We start from the raw sequence: 18,447 nt of genomic DNA, 5'->3' as shown, positions 1-18,447 counted from the left end.
CTCCTCAAGACCGGGTGCCCCGAGCCCGGTCATTTCGGTCATACCTTGCGCGTCAGCGAGCGCTGCACGAGCATGGCGATGATGATGATCGACCCCTGGATGGTGGCGATCAGATATTCGCTGATGAAGTTCGACAGCAGCATGATGTTGCCGACGAGCTCCAGAATGAAGGCGCCGCAGATCGTGCCCCAGACGCGGCCCGCGCCACCCTTCAGTGCCGTTCCGCCGACCACCACGGCGGTGATTGCCTGGAGTTCCCAGAGAATGCCGGTGGTTGCCGATGTCGAACCGAGGCGGGGCACGTAGAGCAGCACCGCGACGGCGACGCAGAGCCCCTGGATCATGAAGGCGATGGTGCGCACGCGGTTGACGGCGATGCCGGAATAGCGCGCCACGTCGCTGTTCGAGCCGACGGCGACGACATGGCGGCCATAGCGCGTGCGGTAGAGCACGAATGCGGCAACCAGCGTGACGGCGAGGATGACGACGATCGGCACCGGAATGCCGAGGATCGAGCCGAAATAGGCTGGCCCGTAGATCTGCTGGATTTCCGGCGACTTGAGCGTGATGGCACCGCCCTGCGACAGCCAGATCGTCAGGCCGCGATAGATGCCCATGGTGCCGAGGGTGGCGATGAACGGTTCGATCCTCCCGACCGTGGTGATCAGTCCGTTCGCCAGCCCGCAGAGCGCACCGACGACCATTGCCATCACCACGGCCGCCGTCAGCATCAGCGCCGGATCGGCGATTGCGCCGGAATTCATGAACAGGATCATCAGGCTGGCGACAAAGGCCAGCATCGAGCCGACGGAAAGGTCGAGGTCGCCCGCCGAGATGACGAAGGTCGCGCCGACGGCGATGATGGCGATGAAGGCGCTGCGCGTCGCGACATTGGCGAGATTGTTGAGCCCGATGAAGTTCGGATTGGCGAGCGCGCCGAGAATGAGCAGCAGTATGAGAGCCACGAAAGGTGCGACCGCCCTCAGGTCTATATCCGACCAGAACGGCGCCTTGCGATCCTTTTCCGGTTCGTTGCCTTCAGCACTCATGTCCAAGTTCAGCCTCCCACTGTTTCGGCCCTGTTGTCCCCGGCCGTTTGTCTTTGTCCTGCTTGCTTCAGCCGGCCATTTTCTTCAGGCCGGCGGAGTAGCGCATGATTTCCTGCTCGTTGATCCCGCCGCCTTCCAGCCAGCCGACGATCCGGCCCTCGCGCATGACCGCGACGCGGCTGCACAGGCCGATGATCTCCTGCATCTCGGAAGACACGACGATGATCGACTTGCCGTCGCGCGCCAGTGCCGAGATGAAGTGGTAGATCTGCTGCTTCGTGCCGACGTCGATACCGCGGGTCGGCTCGTCGATGATGATGATGTCCGGCTCGGTTTCCATCACCTTTGCGAGCAGCAGCTTCTGCTGGTTGCCGCCCGACATGCGTCCGGCGACGACATTGCTGTCGCGCACGCGGATGTCGAACCGGCGCCGTGCCCTAGCCAGGGCCTCGGCTTCGCTTTTCGGACGCAGGTAGCCGTAGCGGCTGTGCTGTTCGAGCGATTGCAGGGTCAGGTTGACCCCCATGCCGGAGCCGAGCAGCAGGCCTTTCGACTTCCTATCCTTGGTCATGTAGGCGAGGCCGGCGCGGATCGCACCGCGCGAATCGCCGGAAGCGATGGTTTCGCCCTGGATGACGACTTCGCCCTCGAGCCGTGGGCGCAGGCCGGCCACGGCCTCCATCAGTTCCGTGCGGCCGGAGCCGATCAGTCCCGAAAAGCCGATGATCTCGCCCTTGCGCACCTCGAAGCTCGCATCGCGCACGAAGCCGGTCGTCAGGTTCTTCACGCTCACCGCCATCGTCTCGTCGACATCCGGTTCGCGCTTCGTCGGGTAAAGGCTGGACAGCTCGCGGCCGACCATCAGCTGGGCGATGGATTCACCGTCGAGAAGTTCGGTCGGCGCCGTCTTCACCCATTGGCCGTCACGCAGGACCGTGACCCGGTCCGTCAGCTCCAGTACCTCGTCCAGCTTGTGCGACACGAAGACGAAGCTGGTGCCCTTTGCCCGCAGCTTGCGCACCTGTTCGAAGAGAACCTTGGTCTCTTCCTGGGAAAGCACCGCCGTCGGCTCGTCCATGAACACGACGCGGGCGTCCTTGCTGATCGCCTTGGCGATTTCCACCATCTGCTTGTCGGCGACCGGCAGCGAACTGATCAACGCGTTCTCGTCGACATGCGAGCCGAGCATGTCCAGCACGCGCCGGGCTTCCGCCCGCATGCGCTTGCGGTCGAGGACGCCGAAGCGTATCAGTTCGCGGCCGAGAAACAGGCTTTCGGTGACCGTCAGATGTTCGGCGAGATTGAATTCCTGGTGAATGATGACGATGCCGAGCGCTTCGGCGGCGCCGTTCGCGGGCAAGGTCACAGGCTTTCCGTCGAGCAGGATCTCTCCCGCCGTCGGCTGTTCGAAGCCGGACATGATCTTCACGAAGGTCGACTTGCCGGCGCCGTTTTCCCCGACCAGCGCATGGATCTCGCCTGCCTTCAGCTCGAAATTGACGCTGAAAAGCACCTGTACGCCACTGAATGATTTGGAGATTCGTCGCGCGGCGAGAACGATCTCGCCCGCCTCGGCAGTCTCGAAACGCATTGATTCCTCCCGCGGCTCCCATCCGCAATGGCATATGTAAACCTTTACATAGGTCGTGTAAAGGTTTACATTGAGGTCAAATGTCGAAAATGTGAGGCGCGGGATTTGACCTTTGCGCCGCCCGATGTAGTGTCGCGTCGAAAATCAGACCCGAGGCAGGCCGGCGTGTCGAATTCCCCCTCCGCAACCATCGAAGACGTCGCCCGAATCGCGGAGGTTTCCATCGCCACGGTGTCGCGCGCGATCCACACGCCCGAGAAGGTTGCCAATTCGACGCTGCACAAGGTCAACCACGCGATTGCCGTCACCGGCTACACGGCCAACGCCATGGCCCGCAGCCTGCGGCTCGGACGCTCCAACATCATTCTCGTCGTCGCGCCGGATATCGGCGACCCGAACTTTTCCAACATTCTCGTCGGTCTCGAAAACGAGGCGCGGTCGCATGGCTACGGCATCCTGATCGGCCATACGCAGAACGATCCGCAGCGCGGCGTCGAATATCTGAAATTCCTCAACTCGAACCAGGCGACCGGCCTCATCCTGTTTACCGGTGTCCTTCCGTTTGGCCATCAGGCGATGACGGCACGGCTGCCGCCAACGGTCGGCGTGTTCGAGCCGGTCTATAATGGCGGCATTCCCTATGTCGGCGTCGACGACGTCGTCGGCGCCCGCAAGGTAGCCGACCTGCTGCTTGCCGAAGGACATCGCAGGATCGCCTTCATCGGTGATTCCCGCACGCGGCTCTCCTACAGCCGGCGCCGGCAGGGTTATGACGAAGGCATGGAGGCCGCCGGCATTCCGGTCGATCAGCGCATGGTGATCGAGGGCGACGGCACGATCGAGAGTGGCCGGCTCGCGCTCGAGCAGCTGTTCATGCGCAACACGCTGCCGACCGCCTTCATGTGCGTCAACGACCAGACGGCGGTCGGCGTCATGCTCGGCCTCACCGCCCGCGGCTACGACATGCCGCGGGACTTCTCCGTCACGGGCTTTGACGACGTGCCGCAGGCCGGCTTCATGTCGCCGCCGCTCACCACCATCCGCCAGCCGCGCACTGCGATCGGCAAACAGGCGATGGCGCTGCTCCTGAACATGCTGTCGGGCGCCAAGCCGCCGGAAGAGGAAATCCTGCTGATGCCGGATCTGGTGATCCGCAATTCGGTGGCGCCGCCGCGCAAGACCCAGCCATTGCCGACGCGGGTACCGGCCGGCGGCGACTGACCCTGCTTTATGCCGGCTCAATCCGGAAAGACAGGCTTGGAATTGAGCCTTTCCTGCCCCATCTTTGGGGCTTGAAGAGAAGGGCAAGACCAATGGACGCGTCCCCGCCGATCCGATTTGACAATTCCTATACGCTGCTGCCGGCGCGCTTTTATGCCGACGCCCGTCCGGCTCATGCCAGCGAGCCGCGGCTGTTTGCCTTCAACCATGCGCTTGCCGGCGAATTGGGTCTCGATGTCGCCCTTCTGGAACGGGACGGCGCGGAGATCTTCTCCGGCAACGAACCGCTGCCCGGTGCCGCGATGGTGGCGCAGGTCTATGCCGGCCACCAGTTCGGCCACTTCGTGCCCCGGCTTGGCGACGGACGCGCGCTGCTTCTGGGCGAGGTCGTCGATCGTGAAGGCCATCGCCGTGATATCCAGTTGAAGGGTGCCGGCCCGACGGCCTGGTCACGCAATGGTGACGGCCGCGCCGCGCTTGGTCCGGTGATGCGAGAATATATCGTATCGGAGGCCATGCACGCGCTCGGCATTCCGACGACCCGGGCGCTGGCCGCTGTCACCACCGGCGATACAGTTTACCGCGAGACAAAGCTTCCCGGCGCCGTCTTCACCCGCGTCGCCGCCAGCCATATCCGCGTCGGCACCTTCCAGTATTTCGCCGCCCGCCAGGACGAAGAGGCCCTGCGCCTGCTGGCGGACCATGTGATCGCCCGCCACTATCCGGAGCTGGAGGGTGAGGAAGACCGCTACGCTCTGCTGATCGAAGCAGTCTGCCGACGCCAGGCGTCGCTGATCGCCGAATGGATGCGCGTCGGCTTCATTCACGGCGTCATGAACACCGACAACATGGCGGTCTCCGGCGAGACCATCGATTTCGGTCCCTGCGCCTTCCTGGACGCCTTCAGCTTCAACAAGGTGTTCTCGTCGATCGACGCCCATGGCCGCTACGCCTATGCCAACCAGCCAACCATCGGCCAATGGAACCTCGTACGCTTTGCCGAAGCCGTCCTGCCGCTACTCGACACGGACATGGACAAGGCCGTCGAGCGCGCCAATACGGCGATCAAGGTCTTCGGCGAGAGCTTCAACGACCGCTGGCTGGAGGTGTTGCGCGCCAAGATCGGCATTGCGACGCCGGGCGAAGGCGATTTCGACCTGGCGCAGAAGCTCCTGAAGCTGATGGAAGATAGCCGCGCCGACTTCACCCGCACATTCCGGGCGCTCGCCGCCAGCGCCCTGTCTTCAACCGCGGATGCCGACTTTGCTGCCGAGTTCATCGATCCCGAGGCTGCGCTGGCATGGCTTGCCGAGTGGCGGGCCCATGTCGATGGCGACGGGATTGCACCGGAAGACCGCGCCGCAGCGATGCGACGGGTCAATCCCGCCTTTATTCCCCGCAATCACCGCATTGAGCAGGCGATTGTCGCGGCACGGGAGGAGGGGGATTTCTCCTTGTTCGAGGCCCTGATGCGCGTGCTTGCCAATCCCTACGAGGATCAGCCGGCGTTTGCCCGCTACGCCGAACCGCCGATGCCGGACGAAGAGGTCGCGCGCACGTTCTGCGGCACCTGAGCCGCAAACGGGCATGATCCTCCGGCAAACCGGTTGCCTTTTCCCCCGCCGCTCGCGATAAATTCGTCGACTGTGCCGCAAAGGGGAAGACCATGTCCGACGATCATCTCGAATACCTGAAAGCCCGCTATACCGGCGACAACGAGAAGGCCGTCCACGACGAGCATTTCAGCAAGATCGTCGGCAAGGTGATCGACAAGACCGGAAAGCGCGCCGCTCCCTATACCGGCCTGCCCACCTTCCTCGATGCGCCCTATCGGCCGATCGACTGGGCCAATCCGGATTTCTCCGGTCTCGATGTGGCGATCATCGGCATGCCGATGGATCTGGCGATTTCCAACCGTAACGGCTGCCGCTTCGGGCCGCGGGCGCTGCGCGCGATCGAGCGCATCGGACCCTACAATCATGTCCTGAAGGTTGCTCCGACCTTCGAACTCAAGGTCGCCGACGTCGGCGACGTCAGTTTCCGCAGCCGCTACGATCTGGTTGGTTGCCACGAAGATATCGAAAAGGCGATCGACGCGATCATTGCCGGGGGTGCAAGGCCGCTTTCGGTCGGTGGTGATCATTCGATCTCGCTGCCGATCCTGCGTGCGGTTGCCAAGAAGCATGGGCCGGTCGCCATGATCCATATCGACGCCCATTGCGATACCGGCGGACCCTACGAAGAGTGCCGCTTCCACCATGGTGGCCCCTTCCGCCATGCGGTGCTCGAAGGCGCGCTCGATCCGCGCCATACGATCCAGATCGGCATTCGCGGCTCTTCCGAGATGCTGTGGGAGTTCTCCTACGATTCCGGCATGACCGTCATCCACGCGGAAGAGTTGAACACGATCGGTCTCGATTCGGTTATCGTCCGGGCGCGGGATCTGGTCGGCGACAGGCCGGTCTACGTGTCCTTCGACGTCGACAGCCTCGATCCGGCCTTCGCACCCGGCACCGGAACGCCGGAAATCGGCGGCCTCTCGACGCGCGAAGCACAGGCGCTGCTGCGGGGGTTGGCGGGGCTGAACATTGTCGGCGGTGACGTCGTCGAGGTCGCGCCGCAATATGACGCCACCACCAACACCGCCCATGCCGGCGCGCAGATGCTGTTCGAGATTCTGTCGCTGATGTGCTGATCGGCGGCACGACGCGGAAGGAAACCGACACATCCGAATTGTGATCGGCGCGCCAAATTTGCCGGTCTGCCTAACCTATTCGTGCTCGCCGGCACGAAAATTCGCGCATGCGTCGCATTCTGGCGGTCTAAAGCTGACTCGTACGACAAATTTTTGGCCCGCGAGTCGTGCACGCCTGCAATTGCACTAAGCACATTCATTCATTTGTATAATGCCGAATTCGTGTCCGGTTGCAGCATCGTTCTTATGCGCGGCCTGATGGGTGTGAGGTATGCCAAGTCCTCGCTCCGCCCGGGCGGCAGTTCAAACTGCCTTACACTTGACATATTGCACCGCAATATTCTGCGAGCCAGTTTCATGGCGCCGGGTCTAGGCGACCTGGTCTGTATAATCAAGCATACTTGGAAAGGCATACCAACAGACATTTTGAACTGAGCATTGAACCCTTTGGGGAAGGTCTCTTGTGGTTGAAGCGCGCGCCTAACGCGCCAAACCCCGAATTACCTGCGTGAGAGGGAAAGATATGGATAATTCCGAATTCATTCGCGTGTTGATTTTGGACGAAAACCCGGTCTTGGCGGACGGGTTGGCCGCACTCCTCAATTCAACCAAGAATTTAAGGGCCGTAAGGCCATTTGACGCTATCGACGACGTGTCGATTCAGGTGAGCAGGTTGCGTCCCGACGTGCTTGTGACAGACCCTGAGTTTCTCGAAAGGTCTGTTCCGGCCGGGCTTGTCGCCGTCAGTGAAGCCAGCAGGCAGACACGGGCGCTTGCCTATTGCGCGGTGACGGACCCGCATTCATCGCGTCACTATATGAACCTCGGCTATGCGGGGGTCGTCCCCAAGACAGCATCGGTCCAGAAAATCCTCAAGGCCATAAATGTTCTCGGCCATGGCGGACTTCTCGAGCCGCCCGAAGAAATGGTGGAGCCGATCACCTATCGTGCCGAAAGCACCGGCCTGACAGGGGCTGTGTCGGCGAGTGCGCCACGCGGCCCGCTGACCGACCGGGAAGAAGCGGTCCTGCGTTACGTGGCCATGGGCCTCGCCACCAAGGAAATCGCCGCCGACATCAGCCTCAGCCAGAAGACGGTCGAAACCTACAAGTCGAGGGCGGTCAAGAAGCTCTCGTTGTCGAGCCGCTCCGAAATTGTGCAATACGCCATCAGGAACGGCTGGCTGAGTTAATCAAGAGCATTCCAGTACATAGTGACACCGCTGCCGGTCATTGACCGCCAGCGGCTTTTTGCGTTGCACAATAATTAGGCTAAATGATTGATTTTTATGCCTAATTTTCGTCAAAAAATTTCGGGTTTTCCTTACAGCTGTCAAGCTATTCCTGACTTCCATCGATTGGATTTGAAGCGCTTATCTAAGGGCAGACTAAAGTTCTGTTAACCAAGATGCGCGGTGCCTCGATAGCGTCCGCAGCAGCTGAGAGGTGAAGGCGATGGCCAGAATTAGCGTGTTCGGAATCGGTTATGTTGGTGCGGTGTCGGCGGCATGCCTGGCCAATGACGGCCATCAGGTCGTGGCCTGCGATGTGGATCCCGAGAAGGTCAAGGCCATCAATTCCGGCAGGACTCCCATCGTTGAGCGCGGGCTTGGCGAAATGATCGAGAAGGCTGTCGCAGAAGGCCGGCTGACGGCAACCACCGACACGGCCGAAGCGGTGGCGGACACCGACATTTCCTTCGTATGCGTTGGAACGCCGAGCGCTGCGGACGGATCTGTCGGTTTGACCTATGTGGTGTCGGCCTGCGAGATGATCGGCGCGGCCATCGCTGCAAAGGGAGCGTTCCATTCGGTCGTCATCCGTTCGACCATCGTTCCCGGCACGATGGACAACGTCTGCGTTCCCGCTCTCGAAGCGGCCTCGGGCCTTAAGGCCGGAAGCGACTTCGGTGTCGGCTACTATCCGGAGTTCCTGCGGGAAAGCACGGCGATTGCCGACAACTATGACCCCGGCCTGATCGTTTTCGGCACACTCGACAAGCCGACTGATGAAATCCTTCACGAGATCAACGCCAAGCTGCCCTGCGAGTGCCATTCCGTCAGTCTCGCGACGGCGGAAATGATCAAGTACACAAGCAATTCCTGGCGCGCGGTCAAGGTCACCTTTGCCAACGAGATCGGCAATATCGCCAAGGCATCCGGCGTCGATGGCCAGCTGGTCATGAAGATCCTCTGCTCGGACCTGAAGGTGAACATTTCGCCTTACTTCATGCGTCCCGGCTTCGCCTTCGGCGGCTCCTGCCTGCCGAAGGACGTCCGCGCCCTTCGCCATCTCGCCTCGGAAAAGCATGTCAGCTCGCATCTCCTCGATGCCGTGCTGGAGGCCAACCAGGCGCAGATCGCGCGCGCCGAAACCATGGTCTCAGAACTTGGCGGCCAGTCGATCGGCATGGTCGGCATCAGCTTCAAGACCGGCACGGACGATCTGCGCGAAAGCCCGCTCGCCAAGCTCGCCGGACGGCTGATCGACAAGGGTTACGACCTGAAGATCTATGATCCCTTCGTGCAGACGGCCTTCAGCGAGGGCATGAGCGGCGCCGGTCGTGGCAACGACGCGGTCAACGATCTCTCGAGCCGCCTGGTCGCCGATGTCAGCGATCTCATCAAGGGCGCCGACATCATCCTCGTCGGCAATCATTACGATGAGGCGATGCCGCTCCTGATGGAGCACTCGCTGAACGTTCCGATGGTGGACCTTCTGCGCATTCGTCCGGAGATGCGCTCGCACGGCACCTATCAGGGCATCTGCTGGTAAGGGGCGCGACAATGACACTGCCCGGCCACATCCTCTATCTTCTGGCGATCACCGCGCTTGCGCTTTGCGTGCCGAACTCACCGTTCGACAACTACACGGGTGCGCTGATCACGGTCGGCACGATCGGCCTCTGGCGATATGGCTGGGCAGCGACGAACATCGTGCGCGCGATGTACTATCAGAAGGTGGCCTATCCCCGTCGCCGGGCGGCTGCCGAGGCCGAATATCAGCGGCGCGGCAAGCGCAATCACGCCTTCTTCCTGGTGACCACCTACAAGATCCCCTCCGAGATCTCGGCCCGCGTGTACCGCAGCGTCTTCGAAGCCGCGTGCCACGCAAAGGGCGGAGCCTCGGTGATCGCTTCCATCGTCGATGAATCCGACCGCCGACTGATCCGCCAGGTGATGGCCTCGGTGATGGAAGAACAGGGCGTCGGCAAGCCGGCAATCCACCTGCAGATCGACAAGATCCCCGGCACCGGCAAGCGGGATGCGCTCGCCACGTCGTTGCGCTCCATTGCCGCCCTCAATCCCGGCCGCGACGACGTGATCCTTCTCGTTGACGGCGACAGTTGCGTTCCCCTCGATGTCGTCGACCGGTCCATCCCGTTCTTCGCCGACCCGGCCGTCGGTGCCGTCACAACGGACGAAAGAAGCGAAACCCAGGGCAGCAGGTTCTTCCGCGACTGGTTCGAGCTCCGCTTCGCCCAGCGTCACGTGATGATGTCGTCGATGGCGCTCAGCGAACGCGTGCTGACGCTGACCGGCCGCATGTCCGTCTTCCGTGCCAGCCTCGCCACCGAGACCGGCTTCATCGAGATGGTCCGCAACGATCACATCGATCACTGGCGCCTCGGCCGCGTGCAGTTCCTGACCGGCGACGACAAGTCGACATGGTTCTGGCTCCTCAAGCGCGGCTACAAGATGCTGTACCTGCCGGACCTGCTGACGACGGCGATCGAAACCCAGCCGAAGCCCGGCTTCTTCGAATCCGCCGGCGTGCTGATGATCCGCTGGTTCGGCAACATGCTGCGCACCAACGGGCGGGCGCTGAGCCTGGGCCCGTCACGCATCGGCTACTTCACATGGTGGTCGATCCTCGACCAGGCGGTGTCGATCTGGACGACGCTTGCCGGTCCCGCCAGCGTCCTGCTCGCCGCCGTTTTCGTCAGCGCCTGGATCCTGCCGGTCTACCTCTCCTGGGTGATGCTGACGCGATACGTTGCCTGCACGATCATCCTCGGCGCGCGGGGCCGCAGCTTTCCCATCAGCTACCCGTTCCTTCTCTACTTCAGCCAGATCGGTGGCGCCCTCATCAAGAGCTTCGTTCTCTTCCGCCTCGACCGGCAGAAGTGGACCCGCCAGACGACCGAGGGACGCGCCACCACGAAGGGCATCGCACAGCGCTGGCGGGCAGCGGGTTCCACTCACATGCATGCGCTGGCCGTTGGCTGGCTGGTCCTCGGCATCGCCTATATCGGCGGCCTCATCTGATACGAAAGGATAGTCGACAATGGATATTGAAAATACTGCTCCCAAGAGTATGTCCGTGCAGTCCGACGTAGAACCGGGCCTGGGCCCGATGCCGCTCGACAATGGCAGCGAACACCCGTCCGTGCGCATTCCCTTCCGCGCCATCATCGACGGGCGGCAATATACCGGCTCCAGCATTTCGCTGGTGAACGCGCATGTCGCCGGCCTGTCCGGACCTGAGCTGGATGGCCAGAAACGCCTCGCAGTCCTGCGTTTCGATTTCAGCGGTTACGCCATCACATTGCCGGTCGAGGCCCGCATCGCCAGGGCCCAGAGCGAAACCGGCGAAATGCGTCTCGATTTCACCCAGCCGACGGGCGATCATCTTCCAGCCCTGCGTTACCTGCTGAACTCCTACATCGCCGGCGACATCATGTCGGTCGACCGGATCATCGGCCTGCGCGACAAGGCATCCGGTCCGGAAGCCAAAAAGGGGGCGGCGGCCTCGGGCATTGGTGGCGGCGCGCGCCGGTTCGCCCGCTTCCTCGCCACATCCGTGCTGACCCTGGCGCTGGCCGGGATTGTCGCCAATCTCGCCTACAGCCGCATCTTCTCGCACGAAGTGCCGCAGCTCGGAATGGTCACGGGCAATGGCGAAGTGCTGCGCGCCGTGGCAAGCGGCCAGATCTCCTACCTCAACACGGCGGCCGCCAAGGGCGATGTCGTCTATTCGCTGCGGTCCAATTCCGGCGACACGCTGAATGTCACCATGCCCTGCGACTGCAAGGTCCTGCCCGGCAAGATCGCCGAGGGCGCGACCGTCCTCGCCGGCGATCCGGTGGTCGAAGCGGTCAGCGGCAATGTCGAACCGGTGGTCGAGGCCACTATGTCACCCGATCTCGCCAAGATGCTGCTCAACGGTTCGCTGGCCGAACTGCACTTTTCGGACGGCCGTGTCGTCTACGCCAAGCCGGCCGACGCCCCGGACGCCTTCCGCCCCACGGGCCGCGAGCATGAAGTCGACGTTCGCCTCGTGCCGGATGGTCCGATTGCCGGCGAAGCGGTCGGCACGCCGGTTTCGATCCGTGTCGTCAATGCCACAGCCATGAAACTGAAGGACAGGGTCACCCGGCTCATCAACCAGATCCCCGGCCAGGTCTGATTTCCCGGGCGGTGGATCTCCATCGCCGGATCGGAGCCGAAGCCAAATGAACAGGAGAAGACGATGCAGACCATTCACCCACTGATCCTTTGCGGCGGTGTAGGCACGCGACTATGGCCCTTGTCTCGGACAGAGCATCCCAAGCAGTTCCAGCGGATCGAAGGCACCACCGGCCGCACCTTTTTCCATGCCACGATCGAGCGCCAGCGGCAGGACGGCTTCAGCGATCCGATCGTCGCCGTCAGCAGTGCGCATGTCGGAACCGTGCTTCAGCAGCTGCATGAGCTGAATTGCCCGGCCCGGATCATTGCCGAGCCTCTGTCCCGCAACACCGGCCCGGCGGTTCTCGCCACGGCCCTGACATTGGCCGAAACCCAGCCCGACGCGCTGATCTGCGTCCTGCCGTCCGACCATATCGTCCGCGGCGACCTCGCCGCCTGCGTGCTGGCCATGCGCCCCGCGGCCCAGAGCGGTCGCATCGTTCTCTTCGGCGTGCAGCCGGAATATCCCGAAACCGGATACGGCTACATCGTCGACGGCGGCCTGCTCGATGACGTGCCGGGCGCCCGCAGCGTGGCAAGCTTCGTCGAGAAGCCGCCATTCGAAGTGGCGAGCCGCCTGATTGCGTCCGGAAACGCCTACTGGTCTTCGGGCATCAGCCTGTTCCGTGCCGATGTGCTGATTTCCGAGTTCCAGCGCCTCGATCCCGCGACGCTCGCCGCCGTCCGCGCCTCCCTGGCGCTGGCCGAAGAGACGGATCACGCCATCTTCCTCGACGCTGAATCCTTCTCCGCGGCTTCCAACCAGCCGACGGAGTCGATCATCTTCGAACAGTCGCCGCTGACCGTGGTCGCGCCGCTTGCCGTCCGCTGGAACGATGTCGGTGCCTGGAGCGCTCTCCACCAGATCGCCGACAAGAACGAGGACGGCAATGTCATCAGCGGCGATGTGGTCTGCATCGACTCCCGCAATTCCTATATCCGCGCCTCCGGCAAGCTGATCGCCGTCGTCGGCATGGACAATGTGGTCGTCGTCGATACGGACGACGCGCTGCTGGTCACGTCCCATGACAAGGCCCAGCAGGTCAAACAGGTCGTCAAGCAGCTGGAGTCGATCAAGCGGCGCGAGCTCATGCAGCATGCCCGCAACCAGATGACCTGGGGCGAGGTGCGCCGCATCCAGGAAGGCCCCGGCTACGAATTGCGTGTGATGACGCTGCGTCCCGGCACCGCCATCACCTTCTCGGAAGATCCGCAATCCCACCGCATGCTGACGATCGCCGAAGGCCGCGGCGTCTTCAAGGGCGATGCCGGCACCAAGCCGCTTTCGACCGGCGAGACGCTGGAAATTCCGATGGGCGCCAGCGGCGTCATCTATTGCAGCCCGGAAGAGCCGATGCAGATTGTCGAAGTCTGCTGCAGCGTCGTCGTCGAAACGGTCGCGGCGCAAGCGGCTTCGCTGCAGATGGCCGGCGAGTAGGGGGAACTGGTATGATCGCCCGCCCCACGGTTCTCGCGCTGATCGGCGCCCTGCTCGCCACGGCCTCCCATGCCGCCGGTCCCAACGACCGCCGTCACACGGAGGATCTGTCGCGGCAGGTCGCCAACATCGCGGCGGTCGCGCAGCTCGGTGAGCTGCCGGCGGCCGAGGTGGGCAACATGGCTAAGGGACCCTACGCCATGACGCCGGCCATGCTCGGCGTCCTGCAGGGCAAGAAGACGGCGCCGATCCTCAAGCTCGGCGCAGCCACGGGCGCCGGAGAGGTCGACAGCGTGAAGGTCGATTTTGTTCTCGCCCAGCTTCGCATGCAGATGGGTGCGAACTATCACCTGCAGCTGCGCCAGGCGCTCCCCTCCCGCGAAGCGCCGACACTTTTCGTCCGTGGCGGCCGCATGACCTTGAAGGAACTCACGGCGGCGGCGGCAAAGGTCGATCCGCAAGCCATCGTGGCCGAAGATGGAGGTTTCGTCGCTCACTGGCCGATCATCGTCTGGTCCGACGCGGAACTCGTCCTCGAACCCGGCGACGATCTGCGGCTGGACGATGCCAATGGCGTCTTCCTGTTCAATGCCGGCCTGCTGCGCGCCGACGGCGCGACCGTGACCGGTCTCGGCAATGGCAATGCGCGGCAGGAAAAGTACCGCCCCTTCATCACCACGGCGCTTACCGGCGGCATGCAGGTCAGCGGCACGCATTTCTCGAACCTCGGCTTTGACGGCTATTCGGCCATGGAGGGCGTATCGCTGATCGGCGGGGCGATCTTTCCGTCGAAGATTCGCTCCTATGTGGTCGGAAGCGTCTTCGACAATGCCGGCACGCTGACGTTCCGCAACGCCAAGAACCTCGTTCTGCGCGGCAACACCTTCCGGGCAATGAGCGGACCGGCGATCGAACTCAACCGCGTCGACCACGCCCGCATCGCGGACAATCTGATTTCCGGAACCCTCAAGTCGCATGGCATCAGCCTCAAGGGCGGCACGTCGGATGCCGTGATCACCAGCAATGTCGTGATCGACAACGGTGGCAGCGGCGTATTCGCAGCCAATGGTACGCGAAAGCTTACTATTTCGGACAATCTGCTGGCCGGAAACCGCCAGGGCGGCGTGGGCCTCGTTCGGTCCGTCTGCGCAGATCTTGCGGGCAACACCGTGTTCCGCAACGGCCAGTCCGGCATCAAGCTGAGGCAGACCTCCTCCGTGACCATCTCCGGCAACGATCTCGTCGGCAACGACGGCATGGCGGTCTCGGTCGTCCAGCAACCGATGTCCGGCGACCTGTCGATCAGCGACAACGTCTTCGACGGCAACAAGTCCGGCCTGTTCGGCGCCGCCGTGCGCTCCGTCGCGCTCACCGGCAACGACTTCAGCGCCCAGATGCCGATTCTGTTCGATGGCGAACTGGCACGCTTCGTTCCTGCCCTCCTGAAGGCTGACACCGGCCTGCAAGGCGCGGACATGACGCTGACCGGCAACCCGCTACCGAGCCAGATGGATGTGTCGGGCATTTCACCCTACGGCCTGGAAACCTGCGATCTGGGAGACAGAAGCTAATGGTCTTTTCCTCCGAAACATTCCTGTTCCTGTTCCTGCCGCTGTTCCTGGTCGTCTATTACCTGACGCCGGACCGCTTCAAGTCCTGGACGATCCTCATCGGCTCCTATGCCTTCTACGCCTGGTGGCGGGCGGACTTTCTCGTCCTGTTCGTCGCCGTCACGGCATGGGCCTATGCTTGCGGCTTGATGATCGAGAAATGGGAAGGGCAGGCGCGCCAGAAGATCCCGCTGATCCTCGGCGTGGTCGGCTGCCTGTCGGTTCTCGGCATCTTCAAGTACCTGAACTTCTTCATCGACAGCTTTGCCGAACTGCTCGGCACCACCCCGGACGGCCTTGGCGTTCACTGGCGGCTGATCCTGCCGATCGGCATCTCCTTCTACATCTTCCAGGCCGTCGGCTATGTTATCGACGTCTACCGCAAGGACACGCCCGCGACCCGCAATTTCGTCGACTTCGCGGCCTTCATCGCGCTGTTCCCGCAATTGATCGCCGGCCCCATCCTGCGCTTCCGCGACCTTGCCGACCAGTTCGAGTCCCGCACGCACAGCCTGGCGATGTTCTGCTCCGGCATGTACATCTTCACGATCGGCCTGTCGAAGAAGGTGCTTCTCGCCGATGCGATCGCGCCGATCGCCGATCATGCCTTCGGCGTGCCCGGCGTCACCATGACCGAAGCCTGGCTGGGTGCAGCCGCCTACACGCTGCAGCTCTATTTCGACTTCTCCGGCTATTCGGACATGGCGATCGGCCTTGGCCTGATGATGGGCTTCAAGTTCATGAAGAACTTCGACACGCCCTATGTCAGCACCTCGATCACCGAGTTCTGGCAGCGCTGGCACATCAGCCTCTCCACCTGGCTGCGCGACTACCTCTACATCCCGCTCGGCGGCAACCGCAAAGGCAAGCTGCGCACCTATGTCAACCTGATCGTGGTCATGCTGCTCGGCGGCCTCTGGCACGGCGCCAACTGGACCTTCGTGCTCTGGGGCGGATGGCACGGGTCATGGCTCGCGGCCGAGCGCGCCACCGGCTGGAGCAAGGTTGCCCGCAACTACGCCTTCGCCCTGCCGCTGACCCTGCTGATCGTGATGATCGGATGGGTGATGTTCCGGGCGACCGGCGTCGGTGACGCGATCACCATGTATCAGGGCATGCTCGGCCTCAACGGCTTCATGCCGCGGCTCGACTTCCTTGCCAACATCAGTGCCGAGCACATCGTGTTCCTGGGGCTGGCCTTCATGGTGGCGGCGACTGAGCGCCACTTCAAGGAACCGGCCTTCGAGAAGCTCACCGTCAGCGGTGACGGAACCGCCGTGCTCGACACCTCGCTCGCCTATTCGCTGACGATGACGGCGCTGATGGTGCTGTCGATCGCCAAGCTCTCCGAGCAGAGCTTCTCCCCCTTCCTTTACTTCCAGTTCTGACGCGAGGCGACCATGGTCAAGATTTCCAAAACCTATGTGAACGCCCTGCTTCCGGCAGTCTTCTTCGGCTACGCGATCTATGCCAACGCCGATCTCCTGATGACGCCGCCGAAGGAGGAAAACTCCAAGCCGCTGTCGGTTTCCTACTTCGTCGACGGCGATGCCACCAAGGACATGGACCATCTCTACAAGACCTCGCTTCCGCATCGCGAGGTGGCGATCGGCGTCGTCGGCGCAGCGCGCTACGCACTTCTCGGTGCCGGTCGCGACGGTGTCGTCGTCGGCAAGGACGGCTGGCTCTTCACCGAGGAGGAGTTCCGGCCGATCTCCGACGCCGACATAAAGGATGCGGTCGCCCGTATCGCCGAGGTGCGTGACGAGCTTCGCGCCGCGGGAAGCCAGCTGGTCGTTGTGCCGATCCCAGCCAAGGCCGACGTCTATGCCGAACATCTCGGCTCGATCATGTCCGGCGATGCCATTCGCCAGGCCTACGCTGATTTCAGTACATCCCTGAAGACCGCCGGCATGACAACCGTCGACAGCCGCGAGGCGCTGATCGCGGACAAGGAAAGAGGCGGCGTCTTCCTGCAGAGCGACACCCACTGGACGCCCGAGGGCGCGCAGGTCGTGGCGGGCGCGATCGGTCAGGCCGTCAATGGCGCCGGCCTCGACTTCGTGAAGGAAGAGGTCAAGGGCAAGAGCGAGAAACCGGTCGAGTTCTGGGGCGATCTCACCAAGTTCATCACCTCGCCGGACTATGCCGCGACGGCCGGCCTGAAGCAGGAAAAGGTGCCGCTCTTCCGCGCCGAGCTGCAGAAGGAAGACGCTGCGACAGATATTTTCGGCAGCGACGATGAAGGCGTGCCGGTCGTTCTGGTCGGCACCAGCTACAGCGCCAACGAAAACTGGAGCTTCCAGGATTTCCTCGAACTGTCGATGTCGACCGACGTCCTCAACCTGGCGAAGGAAGGCATGGGGCCGGGCGTGCCGATGCTCGATTTCCTGAAGAGCGACACGTTCAAGTCGACGCCGCCGCAGCTGGTCATCTGGGAGTTCCCCGTCCGCTATCTCAGCCAGGACATTCTCTGGAAGCGTACCGACGAACAGAAGTCCGCAAGTGCCCCCGACCCCACCAAGGGAGGCAAGAATGCCTGACCGCAAGATGATGCGCCGCGCAACTCTCGTGCTGACCGCGCTGTTCGGCACGACGATGCTGATGGATGGCTCGGCCCTTGCACGCTCTTCCGGCGGCCCGAAAAGACCGTGGGCGAAGTATACGCTGCAGGACATGATGGATCCGAACTTCGACAAGGACAGCGTCAACAAGCCGAAGGCCAAAGCCCGTCAGAAGACCCACACGGTAAAGACAGCCCCCGGCAGGCCGGCTCTTTCTCCGCGCCTCGAAGCGGTGCGCAAGAAGGTCATCGCCCGCAAAAAAGTTCCCTATTCCGACCTGCAGGCCCTGGCCGATGCCGGCGACAGCCTCGGCGCCTACAGCCTCGGCAAGGTGATCATGGCGAGGGGAAAGCCGGAACTCCTCAGCCATGCGCTGCACTACTTCGCCTTCGCCGCGATGTACGACCGTGACTATGCGGTTTCCCCAATGGTCCAGATCCTGGCCCAGAAGGATGCAGCCATGGACCCCGCGCATCTCCGTCAGGCCGAAAAGGCGCTGCTGCGCCAGGCGACTGATGGCAACGACAAGGCGCTGGAATCGCTCGTTCGCTTCTACCGACTGGGTCAGCCCTTCGGATCGAAGCCGAAAGAAGCGACCGAGCTTCTCGAGGCTCGGGCTGGCAAGTCCGATGCCGCTGCTGCCTACCAGCTCGCTGTTCTACTGCTGTCGGGCGACGGCAGCCATGATGCGGAGGCCCGGCAGGAGGCGATCAGATATCTGACGATTGCGCAGGAGGGTGGCAATATCGGCATCCGCGCTGCGGCCTTCAATCTGATCCAGACCTTGTCCGACGAAAAGCCCAACGACGATCAAGACAACAAGGTGTAGC

General features: G+C 62.7%; 14 protein-coding genes. 12 read left to right on the top strand and 2 right to left on the bottom strand.

What is annotated here, in order from left to right; genetic code table 11:
• Positions 1 to 38: 38 nt before the first annotated feature.
• Positions 39 to 1,049, bottom strand: a complete 1,011-nt coding sequence (locus ACU5AZ_RS10015; protein WP_446825973.1) for an ABC transporter permease — start codon at positions 1,047 to 1,049, stop codon at positions 39 to 41.
• Positions 1,050 to 1,116: 67 nt separating this feature from the next.
• Positions 1,117 to 2,640: a sugar ABC transporter ATP-binding protein gene (locus tag ACU5AZ_RS10010; RefSeq protein ID WP_446825844.1), complete on the bottom strand. Its 1,524-nt coding sequence runs from the start codon at positions 2,638 to 2,640 to the stop codon at positions 1,117 to 1,119.
• A gap of 165 nt (positions 2,641 to 2,805) precedes the next feature.
• Here ACU5AZ_RS10010 and ACU5AZ_RS10005 point away from each other — a divergent pair, with 165 nt between their 5' ends.
• From ACU5AZ_RS10005 to ACU5AZ_RS09950, 12 genes are all read left to right on the top strand, one after another.
• On the top strand, positions 2,806 to 3,861 hold the full coding sequence (locus ACU5AZ_RS10005) for a LacI family DNA-binding transcriptional regulator (protein WP_446825843.1): 1,056 nt from the start codon (positions 2,806 to 2,808) through the stop codon (positions 3,859 to 3,861).
• A 92-nt stretch (positions 3,862 to 3,953) separates the two neighbouring features.
• Positions 3,954 to 5,435 carry a protein adenylyltransferase SelO gene (locus tag ACU5AZ_RS10000; RefSeq protein WP_446825842.1) on the top strand — a complete coding sequence of 494 codons (1,482 nt, stop codon included), beginning with the start codon at positions 3,954 to 3,956 and terminating at the stop codon, positions 5,433 to 5,435.
• 92 nt (positions 5,436 to 5,527) lie between these two features.
• Positions 5,528 to 6,556 carry an agmatinase gene (gene speB / locus ACU5AZ_RS09995; RefSeq protein WP_446825841.1) on the top strand — a complete coding sequence of 343 codons (1,029 nt, stop codon included), beginning with the start codon at positions 5,528 to 5,530 and terminating at the stop codon, positions 6,554 to 6,556.
• A 523-nt stretch (positions 6,557 to 7,079) separates the two neighbouring features.
• On the top strand, positions 7,080 to 7,748 hold the full coding sequence (locus ACU5AZ_RS09990) for a response regulator transcription factor (RefSeq protein WP_446825840.1): 669 nt from the start codon (positions 7,080 to 7,082) through the stop codon (positions 7,746 to 7,748).
• A gap of 262 nt (positions 7,749 to 8,010) precedes the next feature.
• Positions 8,011 to 9,330 (top strand): nucleotide sugar dehydrogenase, encoded by a 1,320-nt coding sequence (locus ACU5AZ_RS09985; protein WP_446825839.1) that lies wholly within the window; start codon positions 8,011 to 8,013, stop codon positions 9,328 to 9,330.
• Between the two features lie 11 nt (positions 9,331 to 9,341).
• On the top strand, positions 9,342 to 10,823 hold the full coding sequence (locus ACU5AZ_RS09980; RefSeq protein WP_446825838.1) for a glycosyltransferase: 1,482 nt from the start codon (positions 9,342 to 9,344) through the stop codon (positions 10,821 to 10,823).
• 19 nt (positions 10,824 to 10,842) lie between these two features.
• Positions 10,843 to 11,964 (top strand): pilus assembly protein PilZ, encoded by a 1,122-nt coding sequence (locus ACU5AZ_RS09975; protein ID WP_446825837.1) that lies wholly within the window; start codon positions 10,843 to 10,845, stop codon positions 11,962 to 11,964.
• Positions 11,965 to 12,027: 63 nt separating this feature from the next.
• A complete protein-coding gene (locus ACU5AZ_RS09970; RefSeq protein WP_446825836.1) occupies positions 12,028 to 13,443 on the top strand; it encodes a mannose-1-phosphate guanylyltransferase/mannose-6-phosphate isomerase in 1,416 nt (471 codons plus the stop codon).
• An 11-nt stretch (positions 13,444 to 13,454) separates the two neighbouring features.
• Complete coding sequence (locus ACU5AZ_RS09965) at positions 13,455 to 15,014, top strand: right-handed parallel beta-helix repeat-containing protein (RefSeq protein ID WP_446825835.1); 1,560 nt, start codon at positions 13,455 to 13,457, stop codon at positions 15,012 to 15,014.
• Positions 15,014 to 16,441, top strand: coding sequence for an MBOAT family O-acyltransferase (locus ACU5AZ_RS09960; protein ID WP_446825834.1), 1,428 nt, complete (start codon positions 15,014 to 15,016; stop codon positions 16,439 to 16,441). The genes ACU5AZ_RS09965 and ACU5AZ_RS09960 overlap by 1 nt, the downstream gene beginning before the upstream one ends.
• 12 nt (positions 16,442 to 16,453) lie before the next feature.
• On the top strand, positions 16,454 to 17,596 hold the full coding sequence (locus ACU5AZ_RS09955) for an alginate O-acetyltransferase (protein WP_446825833.1): 1,143 nt from the start codon (positions 16,454 to 16,456) through the stop codon (positions 17,594 to 17,596).
• Positions 17,589 to 18,446, top strand: a complete 858-nt coding sequence (locus ACU5AZ_RS09950) for a hypothetical protein (RefSeq protein ID WP_446825832.1) — start codon at positions 17,589 to 17,591, stop codon at positions 18,444 to 18,446. Before ACU5AZ_RS09955 ends, ACU5AZ_RS09950 begins: the two co-directional genes overlap by 8 nt.
• The last annotated feature ends 1 nt before the right edge of the window (position 18,447 follow it).

It is taken from the genome of Rhizobium sp. PAMB 3182 (assembly GCF_052908355.1).
The sequence above is the reverse complement of the archived record's forward strand: the minus strand, read 5'-3'. Positions and strand labels throughout refer to the sequence as shown.

What these genes read in the sequence shown, in the direction of transcription:
- ACU5AZ_RS10015 (WP_446825973.1), bottom strand. Translation starts at nt 1,049, where the DNA reads ATGAGTGCTGAAGGCAACGAACCGGAAAAGGATCGCAAGGCGCCGTTC.
- ACU5AZ_RS10010 (WP_446825844.1), bottom strand. Translation starts at nt 2,640, where the DNA reads ATGCGTTTCGAGACTGCCGAGGCGGGCGAGATCGTTCTCGCCGCGCGA.
- ACU5AZ_RS10000 (WP_446825842.1), top strand. Translation starts at nt 3,954, where the DNA reads ATGGACGCGTCCCCGCCGATCCGATTTGACAATTCCTATACGCTGCTG.
- speB (WP_446825841.1), top strand. Translation starts at nt 5,528, where the DNA reads ATGTCCGACGATCATCTCGAATACCTGAAAGCCCGCTATACCGGCGAC.
- ACU5AZ_RS09990 (WP_446825840.1), top strand. Translation starts at nt 7,080, where the DNA reads ATGGATAATTCCGAATTCATTCGCGTGTTGATTTTGGACGAAAACCCG.
- ACU5AZ_RS09985 (WP_446825839.1), top strand. Translation starts at nt 8,011, where the DNA reads ATGGCCAGAATTAGCGTGTTCGGAATCGGTTATGTTGGTGCGGTGTCG.
- ACU5AZ_RS09980 (WP_446825838.1), top strand. Translation starts at nt 9,342, where the DNA reads ATGACACTGCCCGGCCACATCCTCTATCTTCTGGCGATCACCGCGCTT.
- ACU5AZ_RS09975 (WP_446825837.1), top strand. Translation starts at nt 10,843, where the DNA reads ATGGATATTGAAAATACTGCTCCCAAGAGTATGTCCGTGCAGTCCGAC.
- ACU5AZ_RS09970 (WP_446825836.1), top strand. Translation starts at nt 12,028, where the DNA reads ATGCAGACCATTCACCCACTGATCCTTTGCGGCGGTGTAGGCACGCGA.
- ACU5AZ_RS09965 (WP_446825835.1), top strand. Translation starts at nt 13,455, where the DNA reads ATGATCGCCCGCCCCACGGTTCTCGCGCTGATCGGCGCCCTGCTCGCC.
- ACU5AZ_RS09960 (WP_446825834.1), top strand. Translation starts at nt 15,014, where the DNA reads ATGGTCTTTTCCTCCGAAACATTCCTGTTCCTGTTCCTGCCGCTGTTC.
- ACU5AZ_RS09955 (WP_446825833.1), top strand. Translation starts at nt 16,454, where the DNA reads ATGGTCAAGATTTCCAAAACCTATGTGAACGCCCTGCTTCCGGCAGTC.
- ACU5AZ_RS09950 (WP_446825832.1), top strand. Translation starts at nt 17,589, where the DNA reads ATGCCTGACCGCAAGATGATGCGCCGCGCAACTCTCGTGCTGACCGCG.